The sequence below is a fragment of the Streptomyces sp. NPDC001137 genome (assembly GCF_040298885.1).
Lineage (GTDB): Bacteria > Actinomycetota > Actinomycetes > Streptomycetales > Streptomycetaceae > Streptomyces.
The window spans coordinates 89,642-109,213 of record NZ_JBEPBA010000028.1 but is presented as its reverse complement, the minus strand read 5'-3'; the positions used below and the strand labels follow the sequence as shown (position 1 = coordinate 109,213).

At 69.6% G+C, this 19,572-nt stretch carries 15 protein-coding genes and 2 pseudogenes; 8 read left to right on the top strand and 9 right to left on the bottom strand.

What is annotated here, in order from left to right; translation table 11 throughout:
* Nucleotides 1–122: 122 nt before the first annotated feature.
* The gene (locus tag ABT254_RS39235; RefSeq protein WP_351481479.1) at nucleotides 123–1,049 is read right to left on the bottom strand and encodes an NADP-dependent oxidoreductase; all 927 of its coding nucleotides are present in this window, start codon (nucleotides 1,047–1,049) and stop codon (nucleotides 123–125) included.
* 50 nt (nucleotides 1,050–1,099) lie between these two features.
* Here ABT254_RS39235 and ABT254_RS39230 point away from each other — a divergent pair, with 50 nt between their 5' ends.
* The 3 genes from ABT254_RS39230 to ABT254_RS39220 all read left to right on the top strand — a co-directional run bounded on the left by ABT254_RS39230 (nucleotide 1,100) and on the right by ABT254_RS39220 (nucleotide 6,464).
* Nucleotides 1,100–1,726, top strand: a complete 627-nt coding sequence (locus ABT254_RS39230; RefSeq protein WP_351481476.1) for a TetR/AcrR family transcriptional regulator — start codon at nucleotides 1,100–1,102, stop codon at nucleotides 1,724–1,726.
* A 271-nt stretch (nucleotides 1,727–1,997) separates the two neighbouring features.
* Nucleotides 1,998–5,360 (top strand): alpha-L-rhamnosidase-related protein, encoded by a 3,363-nt coding sequence (locus tag ABT254_RS39225; protein WP_351481473.1) that lies wholly within the window; start codon nucleotides 1,998–2,000, stop codon nucleotides 5,358–5,360.
* Between the two features lie 426 nt (nucleotides 5,361–5,786).
* Complete coding sequence (locus ABT254_RS39220) at nucleotides 5,787–6,464, top strand: arginase family protein (RefSeq protein ID WP_351481470.1); 678 nt, start codon at nucleotides 5,787–5,789, stop codon at nucleotides 6,462–6,464.
* A gap of 195 nt (nucleotides 6,465–6,659) precedes the next feature.
* Here the strand turns inward: ABT254_RS39220 and ABT254_RS39215 are convergent, their stop codons facing one another.
* Both ABT254_RS39215 and ABT254_RS39210 read right to left on the bottom strand, forming a co-directional pair.
* Nucleotides 6,660–7,400, bottom strand: coding sequence for a GNAT family N-acetyltransferase (locus ABT254_RS39215; RefSeq protein ID WP_351481467.1), 741 nt, complete (start codon nucleotides 7,398–7,400; stop codon nucleotides 6,660–6,662).
* 129 nt (nucleotides 7,401–7,529) lie between these two features.
* Nucleotides 7,530–8,411, bottom strand: coding sequence for a helix-turn-helix domain-containing protein (locus ABT254_RS39210; protein WP_351481464.1), 882 nt, complete (start codon nucleotides 8,409–8,411; stop codon nucleotides 7,530–7,532).
* A gap of 194 nt (nucleotides 8,412–8,605) precedes the next feature.
* Here ABT254_RS39210 and ABT254_RS39205 point away from each other — a divergent pair, with 194 nt between their 5' ends.
* From ABT254_RS39205 to ABT254_RS39195, 3 genes are all read left to right on the top strand, one after another.
* Nucleotides 8,606–9,271 (top strand): SDR family NAD(P)-dependent oxidoreductase, encoded by a 666-nt coding sequence (locus ABT254_RS39205; protein WP_351481462.1) that lies wholly within the window; start codon nucleotides 8,606–8,608, stop codon nucleotides 9,269–9,271.
* 194 nt (nucleotides 9,272–9,465) lie between these two features.
* Entirely contained in the window at nucleotides 9,466–9,813 is a 348-nt protein-coding gene (locus ABT254_RS39200; protein WP_351481460.1) for a cyclophilin-like fold protein, read from the top strand.
* Nucleotides 9,814–9,843: 30 nt separating this feature from the next.
* Nucleotides 9,844–10,611, top strand: coding sequence for an SDR family NAD(P)-dependent oxidoreductase (locus tag ABT254_RS39195; RefSeq protein WP_351481458.1), 768 nt, complete (start codon nucleotides 9,844–9,846; stop codon nucleotides 10,609–10,611).
* A gap of 54 nt (nucleotides 10,612–10,665) precedes the next feature.
* Here the strand turns inward: ABT254_RS39195 and ABT254_RS39190 are convergent, their stop codons facing one another.
* The 5 genes and pseudogenes from ABT254_RS39190 to ABT254_RS39170 all read right to left on the bottom strand — a co-directional run bounded on the left by ABT254_RS39190 (nucleotide 10,666) and on the right by ABT254_RS39170 (nucleotide 16,657).
* The gene (locus ABT254_RS39190; protein WP_351481455.1) at nucleotides 10,666–12,237 is read right to left on the bottom strand and encodes a carboxylesterase/lipase family protein; all 1,572 of its coding nucleotides are present in this window, start codon (nucleotides 12,235–12,237) and stop codon (nucleotides 10,666–10,668) included.
* Nucleotides 12,238–13,093: 856 nt separating this feature from the next.
* Nucleotides 13,094–13,591 carry a DUF6644 family protein gene (locus tag ABT254_RS39185; protein ID WP_351481551.1) on the bottom strand — a complete coding sequence of 166 codons (498 nt, stop codon included), beginning with the start codon at nucleotides 13,589–13,591 and terminating at the stop codon, nucleotides 13,094–13,096.
* Nucleotides 13,588–14,628, bottom strand: a complete 1,041-nt coding sequence (locus tag ABT254_RS39180; protein WP_351481452.1) for an SDR family NAD(P)-dependent oxidoreductase — start codon at nucleotides 14,626–14,628, stop codon at nucleotides 13,588–13,590. Before ABT254_RS39180 ends, ABT254_RS39185 begins: the two co-directional genes overlap by 4 nt.
* 145 nt (nucleotides 14,629–14,773) lie before the next feature.
* Nucleotides 14,774–14,905, bottom strand: a pseudogene (locus ABT254_RS39175) (histidine kinase); the annotation flags it as partial.
* A gap of 717 nt (nucleotides 14,906–15,622) precedes the next feature.
* Nucleotides 15,623–16,657: a zinc-dependent alcohol dehydrogenase gene (locus ABT254_RS39170; protein WP_351481449.1), complete on the bottom strand. Its 1,035-nt coding sequence runs from the start codon at nucleotides 16,655–16,657 to the stop codon at nucleotides 15,623–15,625.
* A gap of 291 nt (nucleotides 16,658–16,948) precedes the next feature.
* Between ABT254_RS39170 and ABT254_RS39165 the strand changes: the two genes are divergently transcribed.
* The gene (locus ABT254_RS39165; protein WP_351481446.1) at nucleotides 16,949–17,452 is read left to right on the top strand and encodes a MarR family winged helix-turn-helix transcriptional regulator; all 504 of its coding nucleotides are present in this window, start codon (nucleotides 16,949–16,951) and stop codon (nucleotides 17,450–17,452) included.
* A 130-nt stretch (nucleotides 17,453–17,582) separates the two neighbouring features.
* Nucleotides 17,583–17,750: pseudogene (locus ABT254_RS39160) on the top strand (GntR family transcriptional regulator); the annotation flags it as partial.
* Between the two features lie 304 nt (nucleotides 17,751–18,054).
* On the opposite strand, the gene ABT254_RS39155 reads toward ABT254_RS39160, so the two are convergent.
* The gene (locus ABT254_RS39155; RefSeq protein ID WP_351481443.1) at nucleotides 18,055–19,503 is read right to left on the bottom strand and encodes an MFS transporter; all 1,449 of its coding nucleotides are present in this window, start codon (nucleotides 19,501–19,503) and stop codon (nucleotides 18,055–18,057) included.
* Between the last annotated feature and the right edge of the window lie 69 nt (nucleotides 19,504–19,572).

Here is a 19,572-nt window from a genome sequence, read left to right as displayed (position 1 = left end):
CTCACCGCCACTCGTGGGGCCCGAGCTTCACGTCAGGGCGAACGCCGCCCTGAGCGCTCCGCCGAACCGGTCCCATGCGCGGCTTCGCCGCGGAGCCACCGGTGAGCGCGGCCCGCCCCCGTTCAGAGCGTGAGGACGATCTTCCCCCGGGCGTGGCCGGTCTCGCTCAGCTGGTGTGCCTCGGCCGCGTCCTCCAGAGGGAAGGTGGCCGCGAGGGGCACGGTGAAGCGGCCCTGTTCGGCGAGGGCGGCGGCCTCGGCCAGCCCCTCGACCGCCTGCGGGTCCCCTCCGGGGCGCGCCGAGGTCGACAGGTGGACCCCGTACTTCGCGGCGTTCAGGTCGGCGATGGTCACCACCCGGTCCGGGCTTCCGGCGAGGTCCACCAGATCGGGCAGTGAACCGGATCCGGCGCAGTCCAGGACGGCGTCGACGCCGTTCGGAGCGAGGGCGCCGACCCGCTCGCCCAACCCGGGGCCGTAGGTGGTCGGTCTCGCTCCCAGCCCCGCCACGAACTCGTGGTTCTGCGCGCGGGCGGTACCGATGACGGTCGCGCCACGGGCCGCCGCGAGCTGGATGGCGACGGTGCCGACCCCGCCGGCCGCGCCCTCGATCAGGAGGGTCGTCCCGTCGGTGACCTTCAGCCGGTCGAGGGCACGCGCCGCGGTCTCGATGTTCGCGGCGGCAGCGGCCTCCTCCCAGCTCAGCGCGGCCGGCTTCGGCGCCCAGGTCGCCAGGACGGCGTACTCGGCGTTTCCACCGCCCAGCGCCGCGAGGTCGACGATGCCGAAGACGGCGTCGCCCGGCTGGACACCGGTGACCCCGGCGCCGACCTCGTCGACCACACCCGCGGCATCCACGCCGGGCACATGGGGGAGCGACACCGGCATGAAGTCGCGAAACCTGCCGGAACGGACGGAGCAGTCGGCGGGGGTGACGCCCGAAGCCCGGACGGCCACCCGGATCTGGCCCGGTCCCGCGTGCGGCTCCGGTATGTCGGCGATCTCGAGGACGCTGGTGGGGCCGTACTCGGAGAATGTCAGTGCTCTCATGTCCCGGGACGGTAACGGAACACCCCGTCCGTTTGGCTAAAGTGAGAGCGGTGACGAACCTTTTGCCTCATTCCCTGCGCTCCGATGCCCGGGACAACCGCGAGCGCATCCTCGCCGCGGCCCGCACGGTCTTCGCCGAGCAGGGGCTGGACGTGGCGATGCGCGAGATCGCTCGGCGTGCCGAGGTCGGCCCCGCGACCCTCTACCGGCACTTCCCGACCAAGGAGGCGCTGGTCACCGAGGCCTTCGGCGAGCAGATGACGGCCTGTTCCACCCTCGTCGACGAGGGACTGGCCGACCCCGACCCCTGGCGCGGCTTCTGCCGGGTGATCGAGAAGGTGTGTGAACTGCACGCACGGGACCGGGGGTTCACCGCGGCGTTCGTCTCGGCCTTCCCCCGCGCGGTCGACTTCGCCGCGGACCGGGAGCGGGCCCTGGGCAAGGTCGCCGAACTCGCCCGCCGGGCCAAGGCGGCGGGCAAGTTGCGCCCGGACTTCGTCCTGGACGACCTGATCATGGTGCTCATGGCCAACGGCGGCATCCGGACCACCTCGCCGGCCACCGACGAGGCCGCCTCACGGCGCTTCGCCGCCCTGCTGATCCAGGGCATGCGGGCCCAGCCGGCCATCCCGCCACTGCCCCCGGCGGTCCGGCTGCCGCTGACGGCGGTGAGCTAGCGGCGCATGCGGGTGCGACCAGCCGCTCACCAGGGACGCAAGCGGCCACTCACCACGGAAGCAATCAGCCGCTTACCACGGATGCTTGATCGCCGGAAGGGCGAGATCGTTCCTACGCGCAGCAGGATCACCCTCACCGCAGGTGCCGCCTGCACGGGGATTGACGCCCCTGTGTGCCAGGCCCAAGGATCACCGCTGCAACAACGCGATTGAAACGATTCATCGCCTCTCCCCGCTCCCTCCGCTCACCGCACCTCCCCAGGAGCCCACGATGCCCCTCCTCACCCGCCGGTCCGTCCTGTGCTCGGCCATAGCCGTGGCCCTCGCTCCCACCCTGGGCTCCCTGACGCTGCCGGGCCTCGCGTCCGAGGCGTCCGCCGCCGTCTCGTGGACGGCGAAGTGGATCTGGGCTCCGTCCAGTTCGACGAACCAGTGGGTGGCCTTCCGCAGATCGTTCATCCTCGGCTCCGCGCCCTCCAAGGCCGTGACCCAGATCGCAGCCGACTCGAAGTACTGGCTGTGGGTGAACGGCACCATGGTCGTCTTCGACGGCGGCCTCAAGCGCGGCCCGAACCGCACGGACACCTACTACGACGAGGTCGACCTCGCCCCGTACCTCACCAGCGGCACCAACACCGTCGCCCTGCTGGTCTGGTACTTCGGCAAGCAGGGCTTCTCCCACAACAGCAGCGGCAGGGGCGGGCTGCTGTTCCAGTCCGACATCACCACCGGTTCGACCACAATCCGGCTGGTCAGCGACACCAGTTGGAAGCACACCGTCCACCCGGGCTACTCGAACAACACCAGCGGTACACAGGTCAACTTCCGGCTCCCCGAGTCGAACATCTTCTACGACGCCCGAGCCGCCGCCGTCGTCTCGGGCTGGCGCTCGCCCGGCTTCAACGACGGCGCCTGGACGGCCCCGACCGACTTCGGCGCGGCCGGCGCCGCGCCCTGGAATGCCCTCGTCCAGCGGCCCATCCCGCAGTTCCGCTACTCCGGCCTGAAGTCCTACGCCAACGCCGCCGCCCTGCCCTCCACCGGCCAGGGCGCCACCGCGATCTCCGCCACCCTGCCGTCCAACATCCAGGTGACCCCGTTCCTCAAGGTGGACGCCCCGGCCGGGGCGGTTATCGGCATCCAGACCGACCACTACGACGACGGCGCGGGCCTGACCGGCATCGAGCCGGGCACGCAGTACAACGTGCGCGCCACCTATGTCTGCACCGGCGGCGTCCAGGAGTTCGAACCGCTGGCCTGGATGAGCGGTACGGTGGTGAGGTACACGATCCCGGCGGGCGTGAGCATCCTGGACCTGAAGTACCGCGAGTCCGGCTACGACACCGACTTCGCCGGCTCCTTCAGCAGCAACGACACCTTCCTCGACACCCTGTGGACCAAGGCCGCCCGCACCATGTACGTCAACATGCGGGACAACTACATGGACTGCCCGACCCGTGAACGGGCCCAGTGGTGGGGCGATGTGGTGAACCAGCTCAAGGAGGGGCTCTACACCTTCGACACCCGCTCCCACGCGCTCGGCGCGAAGGCCATCGCCCAGCTCGCCGCCTGGCAGAAGGACAGCGGGGCGCTGTACTCGCCGGTCCCGACGACCATCTGGACCGCCGAACTGCCCGCGCAGATGCTCGCCTCGGTGTGGTCGTTCTGGACCTATTACCTCTACACCGGCAACGCCGAGGCCGTCACCGTCGCCTACCCGGCGGTGAAGCGGTACCTGAACCTGTGGACCCTGGACGCCGACGGCCTGGTCAACCACCGCAGAGGCGACTGGGACTGGGAGGACTGGGGCTCCAACATCGACGCCCGCCTCCTGGACAACTCCTGGTACTACCTGGCCCTGGACACCGCCGCCAAGCTCGCCGACCTCAGCGGCAACGGCGGTGACGTGGCCGGCTGGCAGTCCCGGCGCGACAGCATCAAGTCCAACTTCGACCGCGTGCTGTGGAACGCGTCCAGGAACGAGTACCGCTCACCCGGCTACAACGGCGACACCGACGACCGCGGCAACGCCCTCGCGGTGGTCGCCGGACTGGCTCCCGCCTCCCGCTTCCGGCCGGTCACCGAGGTGCTGCGCACCCACCTCAACGCCAGCCCTTACATGGAGTTCTACGTCCTGGAGGCCCTGTACCTGATGGGCGCGCCCGTTGTCGCCGAGGAGCGCATGCGCAACCGCTTCGCCGCCCAGGTCGCCGACCCCGCCTGCCACACCCTGTGGGAGGTGTGGGAGAAGGCCGCGGGCACCGACAACCACGCCTGGAACGGCGGCCCGCTGTACGCGCTGTCCGCGTACGCCGCCGGGGTCCGTCCCACCAAGCCCGGCTGGACGACGTACGAGATCATCCCGCAGACCGGGACCCTCACGAAGATCAACGCCGTGGTGCCCACCGTCCCGGGCGACATCCGCTTCGGCATCACACGCGACGGCACCAAGGCCAACCTCACGCTCACTTCGCCGAGCGGGACGACGGCCCGGGTCGGCGTCCCCACCTACGGCGGCGCGCAACCGGTCATCGCTGTGGGTGGCACCACCGTCTACACCAACGGGGCCGCCACCGGCAGCGTCAGCGGTGTGGCGTACGACGGCAAGGACGCCTCCTACGTCTACTTCACCGTGCAGCCGGGCGCCTGGGCCTTCACGGCCGCCGGTACGGGCCGCCTCGACAACCTCGCCCTGGGCAGGCCGGTCAGCAGCAACAACAGCCTGGAGAACGGGGACTGGGGCAGTAGCAGGCTCACCGACGGCCGACTCACGAGCGTGGGCGGTGCGAAGGGGTACACCAGCAACGAGTTCACGTCCGCCGACGTGTCCTCGAATCCGGTCTGGGTCGAGGTCGACCTCGGGGCCGACACCGACCTGGACGCCGTACGCCTCTTCCCGCGCACCGACACCTCGGCGGCGGGCGGCGGCACCGCGGGCTTCCCGGTCGACTTCACGCTCCAGACCCGCCCGGACGGCGGCACGTCCTACACCACGGTCCGCACCGTCACGGGCCAGCCGAACCCGGGCGGCCTCGTCCAGACGTACGGCTTCAGGACGACCACCGCCCGCTACGTCCGCCTGCAGGCCACGCGTCTCGGCAGCCCCGCCTCCGACGAGACCACCAAGTACCGCCTCCAGCTCGCCGAACTCACCGTCCCCACCGCCGCGACCACGGTCACCGCCAACTACACCCTGGAGAACGCCGACTGGGGCAAGACACGGCTCCTGGACGGCACCACCACCAGCGTGACCGGCGCCAAGGGCTTCACCAGCATCGACTTCCCCTCCGCCGACGTCAGCCGCACGCCGGTCTGGATCGAGATCGACCTCGGTGCCGACCGCGCGATCGGCTCCGTCACCCTCTACCCGCGCACGGACACGAGCGGGGCTGGTGGCGGCTCGGCGGGCTTCCCGGCCGACTTCACGTTCCAGACTCGGGCCGACGGCGGCACGTCGTACAGCACCGTCCGCACGGTCATCGGGCAAGCGAACCCGGCCGGAGCCGCCCAGACCTACACCCTCACCTCCGCCACCGGCCGCTACCTGTGCCTGCAGACCACCCGGCTGGGAACACCCGCCTCGGACGAGTCGGGCAGGTACCGCCTCCAGCTCGCCGAGATCCTCGTCAGGTAGCCCGTCGGTCGGCGCTCCAGCATGATCACGAAATTCTTCGTTCCCACCCACCAGGTGTTCTATGGAGAAGCCGCTCTCTCCCGCGAGAGCGGCTTCCCCTAGGGGCTGTCTGAGTCGTGATCAAAAAGGGGAGATGCCGCTTCTGGTGATGGTTTAGTGGCCGACCAGGCAGCTCGTGCCATCGGTTCGGAATGTGACACGGCTTGCTGCATGGCCAGACCAGCGGCATAGGCTGTATTGATCAGCCTGGAGGGGGAGAGTTTCGTGTCCGGTCAGGTCGTACTTGAGGTAGGGCAGTGGCAAGGCTCGGGGACCGCGACGGCCGTCCGGTTGCGTAGCGGGGCTGCCCGGCTTGCCGAGCTGATTCCCGAAGGTCCATGGTGCACGGTCGTACTCGACAGCGGCCTTGGGAACTCGCGGGACGGAGTGCAGAACGCCGACGTCCTGGAGCGACACCTGCAAGCAGTGCGCGAGGCGCTGGCCAAGGTTCCGCCAGGCGCCCGGACCGTGACGATCGGTGGTGACTGCGCGGTCGATCTCGCCCCGGTCGAAGCCGCGCTCTCCACGTTCGGCAACCGACTGGCGCTGGTGTGGTTCGACGCGCACGCAGACCTCAACAGCCCTCAATCGTCACCATCCGGAGCATTCCACGGCATGGTGCTGCGCGCGCTCATCGGCGACGGGCCAGAGGGCCTGCGGCCGCTGCACAGCGTGCGGGCCGACCGCGTGGTACTGGCGGGCGCTCGGTCGCTGGACCCGGGTGAACAGGACCTTGTCGCGAGTCGCAGCATCCGACACATCAGCGTTGAGCAACTGGCGGAACCGGGGCCGCTCCTGGCCTCAGTGCGTGCCACCAGCGCCGAGGCGGTGTACATCCACATCGACCTCGATGTCCTTGACCCTCAGGTGTTCCCGGCCGTCGGTACACCAGAACCCGGTGGGCTCGGTGTCGAACAGCTCCTCGGAGCGGTGCGAACACTGACAGAGGAATTCACGCTCGCCGGCATCGCGCTCACCGAGTACGAGCGGACGGAGGACCCCGACCAGGAGGAGGCCGTCCTGCGTCAGATCGTCGACGGACTGTTCGGATCCGACCGCACCTGAGCAGCGTCTCTGCGCTCACACTCGATGCCGACGTACTGGTGTCCGTCATACTCGCTCACCAGGGGCCTCCCTCGCCGTGACGAATGTGAGCCACCTGGGACCTACCCGGGAACCCACAGGGGCGGAGGCCCCGTCCCTTCATCGCATCAACTCTTGTGGCTCGATGGTTCTTGGCGTCGTGCGGCGCGGAGGCATTCAGCCGTCGGTGACGCGGGCGGCTGCGAGAGGACGCCATGACAGGCCGAGGCCGCGGTAGAGGCGGATGGCGGCGGTGTTCCAGCTGTCGACAATCAACGCGGCCACGCCGTGGTCGACGACAAGGCGGTCCAGGACGAGACGGCACACGGCCGTGCCCATACCGCGCCCGCGCGCTTGTTCGGCGGTGGCGACACCCGTGAGGAAGCCGACACTCGGCGCGCTCCAGGCGTCGGCGGCACATGCCAGCAGCGTTCCGGATTCATCGCGGGCACCGGCCCAGCGACGCACGCCCGGCCGATCGGGTCGGGCGTAGGAATTCGGGAATGCCTCGTTCAGCAACCTGGCGATGTCGGAATGATCCGATGCGGTCAGCCACACGGCCCCGTCGCGGCGGCTGGTGGAGGTCCTTGTCTGCATCCATCCGAAAGCGTCGACAATCTCCAGTTCCAGAACGCAGGTCACGAGGCTGCGGATAAGATCCTCGTCGCCGATAGGCCGGAAGGCAGGGCCGACTTGCGGCAGAACGGCGCGGATCAAGTCTGCGGCGTCGTCGGCAGGGCCGGTGACGGCAAGCCGATCGCGGCAGGACAGCGCCGGCGCCGCCACCGCTGTGGCCTCACCGAGGGAAAAGGCCCGCGTGCCGTGCGATAGATCGCCAGCGGCCCACAGCAGCAGCGCATCACCGTTCGCTGCGCTGCGGACGTCATGGATGGAATGCAGCTCACGCAGGTTGGCCATGGGCGCAGAGTAATTGGCACAAGGATCACGCCGCTCTCGTCTCCTCACGTTCGACGAGGTGGCCGCGTTCGAAGCGGGCTCCGGCGCGGACGAGGTCGGCCGGCCGTCTGCCATTCGACGGGCACGTGGTCAGGTCAGCGGGGGAGAAGCTGGCAGGTTCTGGTCGGCGGCCCAGGAGGCGAGAATGCGCAGCCGCTCGTGGGTGGGGGAGCCGGGTGCGGCCGTCCAGACGGTGAGGTGCTGGTCGGGGTCGGTGTTGGCGGTCAAAGTGTCCCAGTCCAGGACGAGTTCGCCGACCACCGGGTGGTTGAGGGTCTTTGTGCCCACCGTGCGGGCCGCGACCTTGTGGTCGCCCCACCACTGGGCGAACTGCTTGTCACGCAGGGACAGTTCACCGACCAGCTCGATCAGGCGGGGGTCCTCCGGATACTGCGCGGCTTCCATCCGCAACTGCGCCACGGCGAGCCGCGCGGAGGTCTCCCAGTCCGCGTACAGCGTGCGCATGGCCGGATCCGTGAAGATGATCCGCGGGTAGTTGCGGTGCCTCTCCGGGATCCGGGAGAAGTCGGTGACCAGCGCTGCCGCCAACGCGTTCCACGCCAGGACGTCCCCGCGCCGTCCCTGCACGACGGCCGGGGTGGCGGTGAGGTCGTCGAGCACCCGCTGCAACTGCGGCTGGACCTTCTGCCGGCCCCGGGTGCGGGCGCGGGTGGTGGTCTTGCCGGCGAGCTGGAAGAGATAGCCGCGTTCGTCGTCGTCGAGATGCAGCACCCGGGCGAGTGTGTCCAGCACGGGCGCGGACGCCTGCATTCGACCCTGTTCGAGACGCGTGTAGTAGTCGGTGCTGATGCTGGCGAGCTGGGCGACCTCTTCGCGGCGCAGCCCGGCGACCCGGCGGGGACCGCCGTTGTCGGGCAGGCCGACAGTGCGTGGGCTCAGCTCGGCGCGGCGCTTCTTGAGGAACTCTCCCAGCTCGTTGAGGGGAACATTGCCGGTCATGCCGTTCAGCATGGCATCGAGCGCAGCTGCGGAAGGAGGGAGAGTTTTGACCCAGGATGGCTCCCTCCCCGGATGTCCTTCTCCACTTTTCGCCCGTGCCCCGTCGTGTGAGGCTCGACATGCAGCAGCTGGTGCGGCGATCCCGAGCGCCTTGCCGGCAAGGCCCCCAAGCCCGAGCGAAGCCCCTCCACCCACAAGGACTCACCATGACGACCTTCGCACTCGTCGGCGCCGGCCCCGGCCTCGGGCTCGCCACCGCCCGCCGCTTCGGCACCGCCGGACACACCGTCGCCCTCATCTCCCGCAACGCCGAGAAGCTGGAAGGACTGACCGCTGAGCTGGTGCGTGACGGCATCCGGGCGCGGGGCTTCACCGCCGACGTCCTGGACATCGAGTCACTGGACGCGGCCCTGTACGCGGCGGCGGCCGCCCTGGGGCCCGTCGAGATCCTGCAGTACAGCCCCGTGCCGCGCGCCGATTTCATGAAGCCGGTCCTGGAGACGACCGCCGACGATCTCTCAGCGCCCCTCGCCTTCTCCGTCAAGGGCCCGGTCACCGCGGTGAACGCCGTCCTGCCCGGCATGCGCGAACTCGGCCGCGGCACGCTGCTGTTCGTCAACGGCGGCAGCGCCGTACGCCCCAACCCCAAGGTCGCCGGCACCTCGGTCGCCTTCGCCGCCGAGAGCGCCTACGCCCGCATGCTCCACGACGCGCTCGCCCCGGAGAACATCCACACCGCCCAGCTGATCATCCCGGGAGCCATCCGCCCCGACGCCGAACACAGCAGCCCTGAAGTGCTGGCCGACCGCCTGTACGACATCCACCTCCAGCGCGACGGCTTCCGCCACTACGCCGAGCCCCTGCCCGACTGACGCCCCCGGAGGGTGCCGTGAGTCTGACCACGCGTTCCACTCTTGCACGCACCGTACCGACCGCCTTACTGCTGGCGGTCACCGCCTGTACCGATGAGACGTCCCCGTCCGCGTCTTCCGCGTCCGCTTCACAGCGACCGTCGGCGCCGACGGCGACGGCACCAGCCTCACCCTCCGAGGACAAGGGCACCGCCATGAACCTCCGGCTCACCATCGACGGCCACCGGGTCGACGCCACCCTGAACGACAGCGCCACGGCCCGCGACTTCGCCGTCCTGCTCCCGCTCACGCTGAACCTGAGCGACTTCCACGAGACGGAGAAGATCGCTGACCTGCCCCGTCGGCTGTCCACCTCCGGCGCCCCGGACGCCGCCGAAGCCAAGCCCGGTGACCTGGCGTACTACGCGCCCTGGGGCAACCTGGCCCTCTTCTACCGCGGCAGCGGCTCCAGCGACGCCGGCCTGATCATCCTCGGCCACATGAACGGCGACACCCAACGCCTCGCCACCGCCACCAAGATCACCATCGAAGCAGCGTCCTGACCCGGCGCACTCTCAACGGGAGAAACGCACGTGAACCCCACCTACGACTTCACCGGCCAGGTCGCCCTCGTCACCGGCGCCGGCTCCGGCATGGGCCTGGCGACCGCGCGGGCCTTCGCCGAGTCGGGGGCCGCCGTCGCCCTCACCGACATCGACGAAGCCGCCCTGAACGCGGCCGTCAAGGAACTCACCGACGCCGGTCACCGAGCACTCGCCCTCACCTGCGACGTCAGCGACGAGGACCAAGTGGCGGCCGCGGTCGACCGCACGGTGGAGACCTTCGGGCGCCTGGACTTCGCCTACAACAACGCCGGCATCCAGATCCCGGCCAGCGACGCCGCTGAGGAACCCGCCGAGCGGTTCGACCGGGTCAACGCCATCAATCTGCGCGGTGTGTGGGCCTGCATGAAACACGAGCTGCGGCACATGCGCGCCCAGGGCAGCGGCGCCATCGTCAACTGCTCCTCCCTCGGCGGCCTGGTGGGCCTTCCCGGCCGTGCCTCCTATCACGCCTCCAAGCACGGCGTGATCGGCCTGACCACCAGCGCGGCCCTGGAATACGCCCCGCGCGGCATCCGTATCAACGCCATCTGCCCCGGCACCATCGACACCCCGATGGTCAGCGACATGATCGCCAAGGGGGATCTCGACCGCGCCGAGGCCGAGGCCAACCAGCCCATCAACCGCCTCGGTACGGCCGAGGAGATCGCCCAGGCGGTCCTGTGGCTGTGCAGCCCAGGAGCGAGCTTCGTGGTAGGCGTCGCCCTCCCCGTCGACGGCGGCTACGTCGCCCGATGACGGTTTGGGGCCGCCGTCACGCAACCGATGGCGGCTCCCGCCCAGCGTCGGATATCAGCAGACGGCGAAGGGATCAACCCCGTCCCAAGCCTCGCGCCGCGCGTCGGCGAGCCGGTCGCGCACCAGACGCGGCTCCACGTCGAACGACAGGCACGCCCGGTCGCGAGGGGTGAAGGCCGGCCAGTGGGGCAGCGCCCGGGTCGCTGGCGTTCCGTGCTTGGCGAACGAGGCGAAGGAGTCCACCATCTTCGCGGACAGCGCCTCGGCAGTGGGGAGGTCGGCGGGCGCGGCGCCGCTGAAGTCGCCCTGGCCCCAGTTGCCGAAGGTGTACTGGACGTCGCTACCGTGCGTGGGCCCGAAGGGACCGGCCTGGGCGTAGTCGAAGGTGTACTGCCACACGTTGGCGCCGGCCCGGTGAGCGAACTCGGCCAGCCAGACCGAGGGCATCACGACGAACCAGCCGCTGAGGATGTCGTTGAGGGTGACGTGCCCGGGCAGGGCGGTGTCGTCGTAGACCTTCTGGAGACGGTCCCAGTGCTCGCCGGTCGCCTGGCGGGCCAGGGTCTCGAAACGGGCGGAGAAGACAGGCGAGCCCATGAAGGGCTCGGCCTCCATGTTGCAGGTGCCGATCAGCAGGTCGACGTCGCCGCCCACGGCTCCCAGCGGGTGCTGCGGCAGCACCTGCCTGTCGATGACGTGGCCGTACGGCTCCAGCAGTTGCGGGTCGTTCGCGGCCTGCACCGAGGCGTCGAGGAGTTCCGCGGTCGACACCTTCGTCAGGCCCGACGCGTCCGCGAGCCCTAGGGAGTGCAGGACCGCTTCCCGGGTGGCGGAGGCGACCTCGGCGGTGTGGACGGGGCGGGGGCCGCCGCTCTGGATGATGGCGCGGTGGAACAGTCCGCGCGCCCGGGGGGTGCCGAGCAGCGCGCCGATGGACATGGCGCCTGCCGATTCGCCCATGACGGTGACAGCGCACGGGTCACCGCCGAAGGCGGCGATGTTGTCGCGGACCCAGCGCAGCGCGGCCATCTGGTCCAGCAGTCGCAGGTTCCCCGAACCGTAGCGGTCCGGCTGGTAGAGGCTGCCGAAGGCGCCCAGGCGGTAGTTGAAGGTGACGACGACACAGTCGCGCTGGGCGTAGTTCCCACCGTCGAAGGTCGGATCGTTGCCCGTCCCGGCGAGGAATCCGCCGCCGTGGATCCACACGATCACCGGCCGTTTCCCCTTGGTCGACGGCGACCAGACGTTGAGGTACAGACAGTCCTCGCTCTGGTTCGGGGTCTCCGGCAGGCCGGGCAGCAGCGGCACCTGCGGGGCGGCATGGCCGTACGCGGACGCGTCCCGTACCCCGGTCCACGACGCCACCGGCTGCGGCGGGGCGTAGCGCCGGGCTCCGGTCGGCGGAGCGGCGTACGGCATGCCCTTCCAGACCAACACGCCGTCGCTGCGCTCGATGCCGCGTACCCTGCCCGAGCGCGTGCCGACGACGACCGGCCGGGTGCCGGCATCACTGCGGGGACTCGCCAGGGCGTCGGCGGGTGCGACGGCGCCTGTCCCGAGCGCCGCGCCGACGACGCCCGCGCCTGCGATTCCCAGAAACCCTCTACGTCCAAGATTCTGATTCAACGGGTACCCCTTCCCAGCCGAGACTGAGAGACGAAAGCCGATGTCGGCGGCACGACGAAGCGCGTCGACGACCGCATGATCGACGAGGCTTGCATGTCTGTCGCTAGAAAGGGAGGGAAGAATTCCTCCCCCTTTGGCCTGAATCTCAGGGCAGTCTCGGGCAGAAGGTCCCGACAAAGGTGGCGGGCAATTCTTGATGTGGGGTCGGAGAGCAGGGACCCAGTGGCTGCTGTCCGTCCCACCATGCCCGGAAGTAGCGTGACCCGCATGTCTCAACATCACTGATGCGGCATCAGGTGCCGTGGAGGCGAAGGTCTGCGCGATCCGCCACTGGCACCCGAAGCTGGTGAGGAGGACGGGCCGGGAGACGCGGGAACCTGGCTCTGACCGGCCGGCTGCGGCCGCCAACATCGTACGGGCGCGGGTGGCGGAAGCCTGGAGGCGAGCGGAGCGGGAAGGCGACGCGTGAGGGCGGCCGCCCGGCAGGCCTGCGTCGGCGGGTGCTTGCCGCTCGTCGTAACGTCGGGCTCTCGTCAACCTTTCCCACTTCTGAAGTCAATGACGTAGTCGACGAACTATGACGGCCTGGGCCGTGGTCTGGTTGGCGAACGGACCGACATGGTCCAGGAATTCGCGTTACAGGGAGTTTTGGGACCTCGTTTCCTTCTGGTTCACGCGGCTTGGTGCACTTGCCGGTGAACTGCTTGCCGTTGCCAGTCAGCAGTTCCCGTGCCATTCCGTAGGCGAAGACGGCTTCGGTTAAGGGGGTGCACACCGCGCGGCCGGACGGTACGGCGACCATCTTGGCGGTCGCAATGAACCGAGAGTGGTTGCCGATCCCGGTGATATGACAGCGTCAGGTGTAGGCCAGGAGCCTCCCCGCGATCGTTACACCCGTCCAGGACGTAAGGGAGACGACTGCGGCGAGCCGGGCTGCGACAGGCGTCGGCTGGTCCATGTCCCAGTCGGCCACGCTTCGGTAGGTCCGCCGATGGAAGACCAGGATGTTCAGTCCCGCGAGCAGGATGAGGCCGAGCTTCCACGGGGCGCTGACCCGGTCGGCGATGCGGCCGGCGCCGGGCACGAACATGGCCACGCCGGTGACCGCCGCGATCACGAAGCCGAGGCGGGATAAGCGGAGCAGGTGGTGAGCCGCAATTGTCACCCGCATTGCCCCCCGCCCCAGTCCCAACAGCCGGAGATCGAATGCCGCGGCCGGGCCGATGAGGAGGGTGATGCCGATGATGTGGACGCTTTCGAGGATCGGGTAGAGATAGTCCGTGCCACGGACGACCTCGGCGAACCAGCTGTCCTCCAGCCAGGAGAAGACACTGTCCATGATGCGCGCCGTCACGTCCGGGGCGAGCGTCGTCGCAGGTAGAGGGCTCCGCCTGCGATGGTGGCGACCAGTACACCACCGAGCGTGGCCCACACTGCGGTCGGGGACGTGCCGCCGGAGTCCTCTGCGTCGGTCCTGATCGGCGTCGGGGGACGCAGCCGCGTCGCCCTCCGGATACGGGACCGACAGCGGCCTCGCCGGGAGCTCCTCGTTGAGGACCTGGTTGACGGGCCTGCCTTCTTCGTACCAGAACACGACCGGGCGGAACTCGTCGGTGTGACTCCTGCCGACGTAACCGACGGCTTCGATCCGCTCGCCGTCCTCCAACTCACGGTCCAGGCCCCACATCTCTGTGTAGCTCGGCGGCGCGATGGTGACCGCCAGCTGACGAGTTCGGCCTGATCCCGCTTCGTGGTGTGCAGCTCCCAGTAGACGGGGGAGATCTCCTCGGGCTGAGCCGTCGGGAATCCGGGGACGGCCGGAGTACCGATCGACACGTCGATGCCGATGTGGGCGGCCTGGATGCCGGTGCCGTCCAGTTCCTTGTGTAGGTTGATCACCCAGTTGCGCAGCGCCGCGGCGGCGGCGTTGACGTTGCCGACCTGTGGCACGGGGTCGATGGAGCCGGCCCCAGTGGTGTAGAGCAAGGTGGCGGTGCCGGCCTCGCGCATGGCTGGCAGTACTGCTTTGGTGGCGGCGATGGCCCCGTAGAGCTGGAACTCGATCTCGTGCTGTACATGGGACGGTTCGGTCTCGACGGGGGTGATCAGAACGGTGGATCCGAAGCCCCCCACCGGGGAGTACTCCAGGACATCGATCCTTCCGAACTGCGTGGTTGCGTCCTTGAGCGCCTGGGTGAGGGCGTCGCGGTCGAGTACGTCGGCGGGGAAGGCGGCGGCGGTGATGCCCTCCGTGCTGAGCGTGCCGACGAGGCCGTCGAGCTTGTCGTGGCTCCGGGAGATAAGGGCGACGTCGAAGCCCTGCCTGCCGAAGGTACGAGCGATGGCCAGGCCCAGCTGAGGGCCGGCTCCGACGATGGCGATGGTGGTCACAGCGCAAGGGCCGCCGCCCCGCGGGAGCGGGACGACGGCCGTGTGCCGGACGGTCGGTGGGCTCGAGCGGCTTGTCCGCATCGCCCGCCTGACGCAACAGGCCGACGGTGGACCTGAGTTCGCGCAGCGCGGAGGCCGTGGTGCCACTCAGGTCGGAGGCGATCCGCAGCGCCTCGCCCGGCCTTCCGGGCAACTGCCTGGCGATGGCGGCGGCCTGAAGGACGGCCAGGACCAGATGGTGGGCGACGACATCGTGCAGATCGCGCGCGATGCGCATGCGCTCCTCCGCGACCCGGCGCCGCGCCTCCTCCTCCCGGGTCCGCTCGGCGTGCTCGGCACGCTCCCGCACGGCGTCCAGATGGGCCGCGTGCAGCCGGGTCACGGTGCCGAGGGCGGTGGGCAGCAACAGCCAGGCGGCCGGGCCGAGCAGCTTGAGCACCAGCGGCTCGCCGACGGGTCCGACGACCAGCCCCGTGCCGACCAGCAGAGCAATACCGCTGAAGGCGAACGTATTGGCTGTCCTCCGGTTCGTACCCACGGCCAGCGAATACAGCGCGACCATGAGCGGCCGGAGCAGCAGAACGGTGAGGAGATAGCCGAGCACGGACGCGACTGCGGCGCACGCCAGGGCCACGATCACGGTGGTGCGGGGGCGGACATGCCGCCACGGCAGTGCGATACAGGAGATCCTGGTCAGCAGTACACCGGGCCACCAGGGGATGCCGAGGTCATGGTGGGGGAGAGTGATCAGACTGCCGGGGAAGGAGCAGACGAAGAGAGCAGTGGCGACAACCGCGTCGACGGGGCGGGGGCGTCTGCGGGGCGGGCGTAGCAGATTGTCGATCATGGCGGTCGGGTTCCTCTGGAGCGGTGGGGGGCAGCCGCGCCCCACAGGGGTGCGGGGCTGTATCGGTATGCGGCTCCGCCGCGTGTGCGCGATCAACCACGACGACGCCGCAGCCGAAGAACGACCCGTCGCGCCTCCGGCGCCCGCCTACTCGAAGGTGACGACGACCTTTTCAGCCGCCCCGGGCGTCATCGCCAGCTCAAAGGCCCGCTCGGCCTCAAGGAACGGCACACGATGGCTGATCAGCTTCGCGAACCGCTCGTGGTGCTCCACGATCTCCGGCGTCACCTCGAAGATCTCGGTCGGATACCCCTGCGAGGCGACAAGCGTCAGCTCACTGCGCAGCATCCCGCCGAGATCGATGTCCGCGCCCTTCTTCTGCACGGCGACCATGACCAGCTTGGCGCCCCACTTGGCGGCGTCCACGGTGGCGTTGAAGACGGCCGCGACCCCGGCGGCGTCGATGTAGATGTCGGTGCCCGCGCGGGGCTGCCCGAGCGCGTTCGCGGCGGCGCCGTGCAGCTCGGCCAGCCGGGCCGTGACGTCCTCGGTGGCGGAGTTGATGACGGCGTCCGCGCCGACGGCGAGCGCGGTCTCCAGCCGCTCGGGGATGACATCGGCGACCACTACATGCCGAACCCCGCGCAGCTTCAGCCAGATCGTGGCGCCCAGCCCGATGGGTCCCGCGCCGAAGACCACGACCTTGTCGGTGGGCTTGGCCTCCGACCGGTTGACGCAGTGCCGGGCGACCGCCATCGGCTCGTTCAGTGAGGCGACGTCGAAGGGCACGGTGTCGGGGAAGACGGCGACGGTTCTGCCGATCTCGGCGTCCTCCAGCAGCAGATACTCGCTCATCGCGCCGTGCTCGCCGCCGCAGCCGATGATCCCGGACGGCACGCCCTGCGGATTGACCACCACACGGTCACCGACCTTCAGCTCGGTGACCCCGGCGCCCACCTCCACGATCTCGCCGGCCGGTTCGTGGCCCAGCGGGATGGAGCGTATCGACCCGTCGGCACCGGCCGGCATGCCGCCGAGATGCAGGAAGAACGTGTCGGTGCCGCAGATGCCACAGGAGCGGATCTTGACCAGCACGTCCTTCGGCCCCGGAACGGGACGTTCGATGTCGACCAGGTCGATGCGGTTCTGGGCGCCGGTCTTCACGGACTTCATGGTGGTCATCGGCGGACTCGCTTTCCGGAGGGGGGTGAGGCGGGTGAGGGGGGTCGGTGCGCGGGGCCTTTGATGTGCCACCGGGCCCGGCGCCGGCCGGGGGAGTGCGTCGGCGGCGGACCCGGTGACTGCGCCGTTCCCCGTCCCACGGAGCCGGCGCGCTGGGGCCGCCTCCGCTCGGGACGGCCCGGTCTGTGGGCTGACTGGCTTGCTTGACTTAGGCAAACATAGTAACATTACTTAAGTCAAGCAATCACTTTCATGTTGCTTAAGTTAGGCAATTAGATTTACGCTCGTTGTATGCCAGCACAGCGATCCGCCCCGGCGTCGGTCCCGGCGAACGTGAACGACATCGAGCGGGCGCTCACGCGCGTCACCTACCTGGCCGGCCGGGCCCGGCAGCACGAGCGCCTGATGGCCATGGCGGGACTGCCCCTCGACCGGGCCGCCGTCGCCATCCTGCGGCACATCGCCGAAAGTGAGCCGATGCGGCCCGGCGTGCTGGCGGTGCGGCTGTCCGTGGAGGCCTCGCATGTCACCCGGCAGCTGCGGCAGTTGGAGCAGGGGGGCCAGGTGGTCCGGATCGCCGACCCGGACGACCGGCGGGCCCAGCGAGTCCAGATCACCGACCTCGGGCTGGCGACGGTCGACCGCATCCGCGAGGCGAACTGCCGCGGCCTGCAGATGGCCCTGGCGGACTGGTCGGGGGAGGACCTGGAGCAACTCGCCACCCTCTTCCGCCGGTTGGTGGACGACTTCGTCGCCCATGCCGAGGATCCGCTGCCGAGACCTCCGGCCGTCTGACCGGCCCCGGCGTAGCCCTGTCCCTGCTGACTCGCGGCAGGCTGTGTCGAGCCAGGCCAGCAGTATGGCGGACAGAATTGTCGACCATCTCGTTTTTTACGTTCGACGGGCACTCACTCAGGGGGCAGCGATCCCGAAAGAAGCTCGTCCGAGCACCGGAGAGCAGGTCAAACAGCATGCGCTCGCGCAGCTGCGGCAGGCGATCCTGCACGGCGAGATGGCACCGGCGCAGCGGCTGGTGGAGAACGAGCTCGCCATGCAGTTCGGTGTGACACGGGCCAGCATCCGCAGCCGTATTGGGCGGGCCAGGGTTTGTCCGGGCCCGCCGAACCGACTGTCGCAGCCGGGACAGTGCCAGCCATGCTTCCCGGGCTCAAGTGGAAGAACCCCTACGTACTGGGCCGTTGTACCTTCCCTGCAAAGCCAGGCGACCCGGTCACTGTGACCGTCACCAACGTCAGACCAGCGGCACGACGATGACTCCCACGCCCTCCACGCTGCGCGGCGCCCGTCCATCGGAGCGCGGCCGGAGAACTGTCGGCGTACGCACTTCAGGTGTACGCCGGCACGAACAGGGCACGGCCGAAGTCCTCCTCACGCCGTCATGCGTTCTTCACAAGCGCGGTCTGTGCGTCCTCGTCCTGCCGTGCGGGAGCGGGCTTGCGAAGCGGGATGGTGAGCGCGATGGCGGCCGCGGCGAGGGCGGCGCCGCAGCCGATGAGCATGCCGGTGCGGAAGCCGTCCTTGGAGGCTATGGCGTGGCCGCCCAGGTTGACGGTCATGTGGGCGAGGACGACGCCGACAACGGCGGCGGAGACGGAGGTGCCCACCGAGCGCATCAGGGTGTTGAAGCTGTTGGCCGACGCGGTCTCGGACTGCGGGACGCCGCTCATGATGAGGGCGGGCATGGCGCCGTAGGCCAGTGCGACACCGCTGTTGATGATGACGGTGACGACCAGCAGGCAGCCGGTGGAGCCGGAGAGGGCGAGGAACGAGGCGTAGCCGGTCGCGATGACCGCGCCGCCGACCGCGAGGGTGATCTTCGGGCTGGTGGCGGCCGACAGCTTGGCGCCCAGCGGGGAGACCAGCATCATCATCAGGCCGGCCGGGGCCATCCACAGGCCGGTGGCCTGCATCGACTGGCCGAGGCCGTAGCCGGTGGCCTTGGGCAGCTGCAGCAGCTGGGGGATGATCAGCGACGAGGAGTACATCGCCAGTCCGACGACGACGGACGCCGCGTTGGTCATCAGGACCTGGGGGCGGGCGGTGATGCGCAGGTCGACCAGCGGGGCGGGGTTGCGCAGCTCCCACCAGCCCCAGGCGAGGAAGACGACGGGCGCGGCGATCAGCAGGCCGAGCGTGGTCCCGCTTGCCCAGCCCCAGTCGGCGCCCTTGGAGACGCCGACCAGCAGGCAGATCAGGCCGGTGCCCAGGCCGAGTGCGCCCACGTAGTCGAAGCTGCCCTGCGCACGGGCGGGGACGGCGGGAATGAAGAACCAGATCAGCACGCCGACCAGGGCGCTGAGCGCGGCGGAGATCCAGAAGAGCACGCGCCAGCTGGCGTGTTCGGCGATGGCGGCGGCGATCGGCAGGCCGAGCGCGCCGCCGATGCCGAGCGAGGAGCTGATCAGTGCGACGGAGGAGCCCAGCTTCTCGGGCGGCATCACGTCGCGCAGTGCGCTGATGCCCAGGGCGATCACGCCCATGCCCATGCCCTGCAGTCCGCGACCGACGATCATCATGCCGACCGAGGAGGCCAGCGCGCACAGCACGGAACCGAGGGTGAGCGGCACGATGCAGGCCAGCAGCATGCGGCGCTTGCCGTAAAGGTCGCCGAGCCGGCCGGTGGCCGGGGTGGTCACGGCGCCTGCAAGGAGGGTCGCGGTCACCGCCCAAGAGGCGTTGGAGGCCGTGCTGTGGAGCATCATGGGCAGTTCGCCGATGAGGGGGACCACGAGGGTCTGCATCAGCGAGGCGACGATGCCTGCGGTGGCCAGCACTCCGATGATCGCGCCCGGGCGGACCGCTGGGCCGGAACGTGAAGAAGACATGCAGAACTCCTGTGAACGCAGGGCGGCCGGGCGCGGGCGGGCGGTCAGGGCCCCCGCCCTGACCGCCCA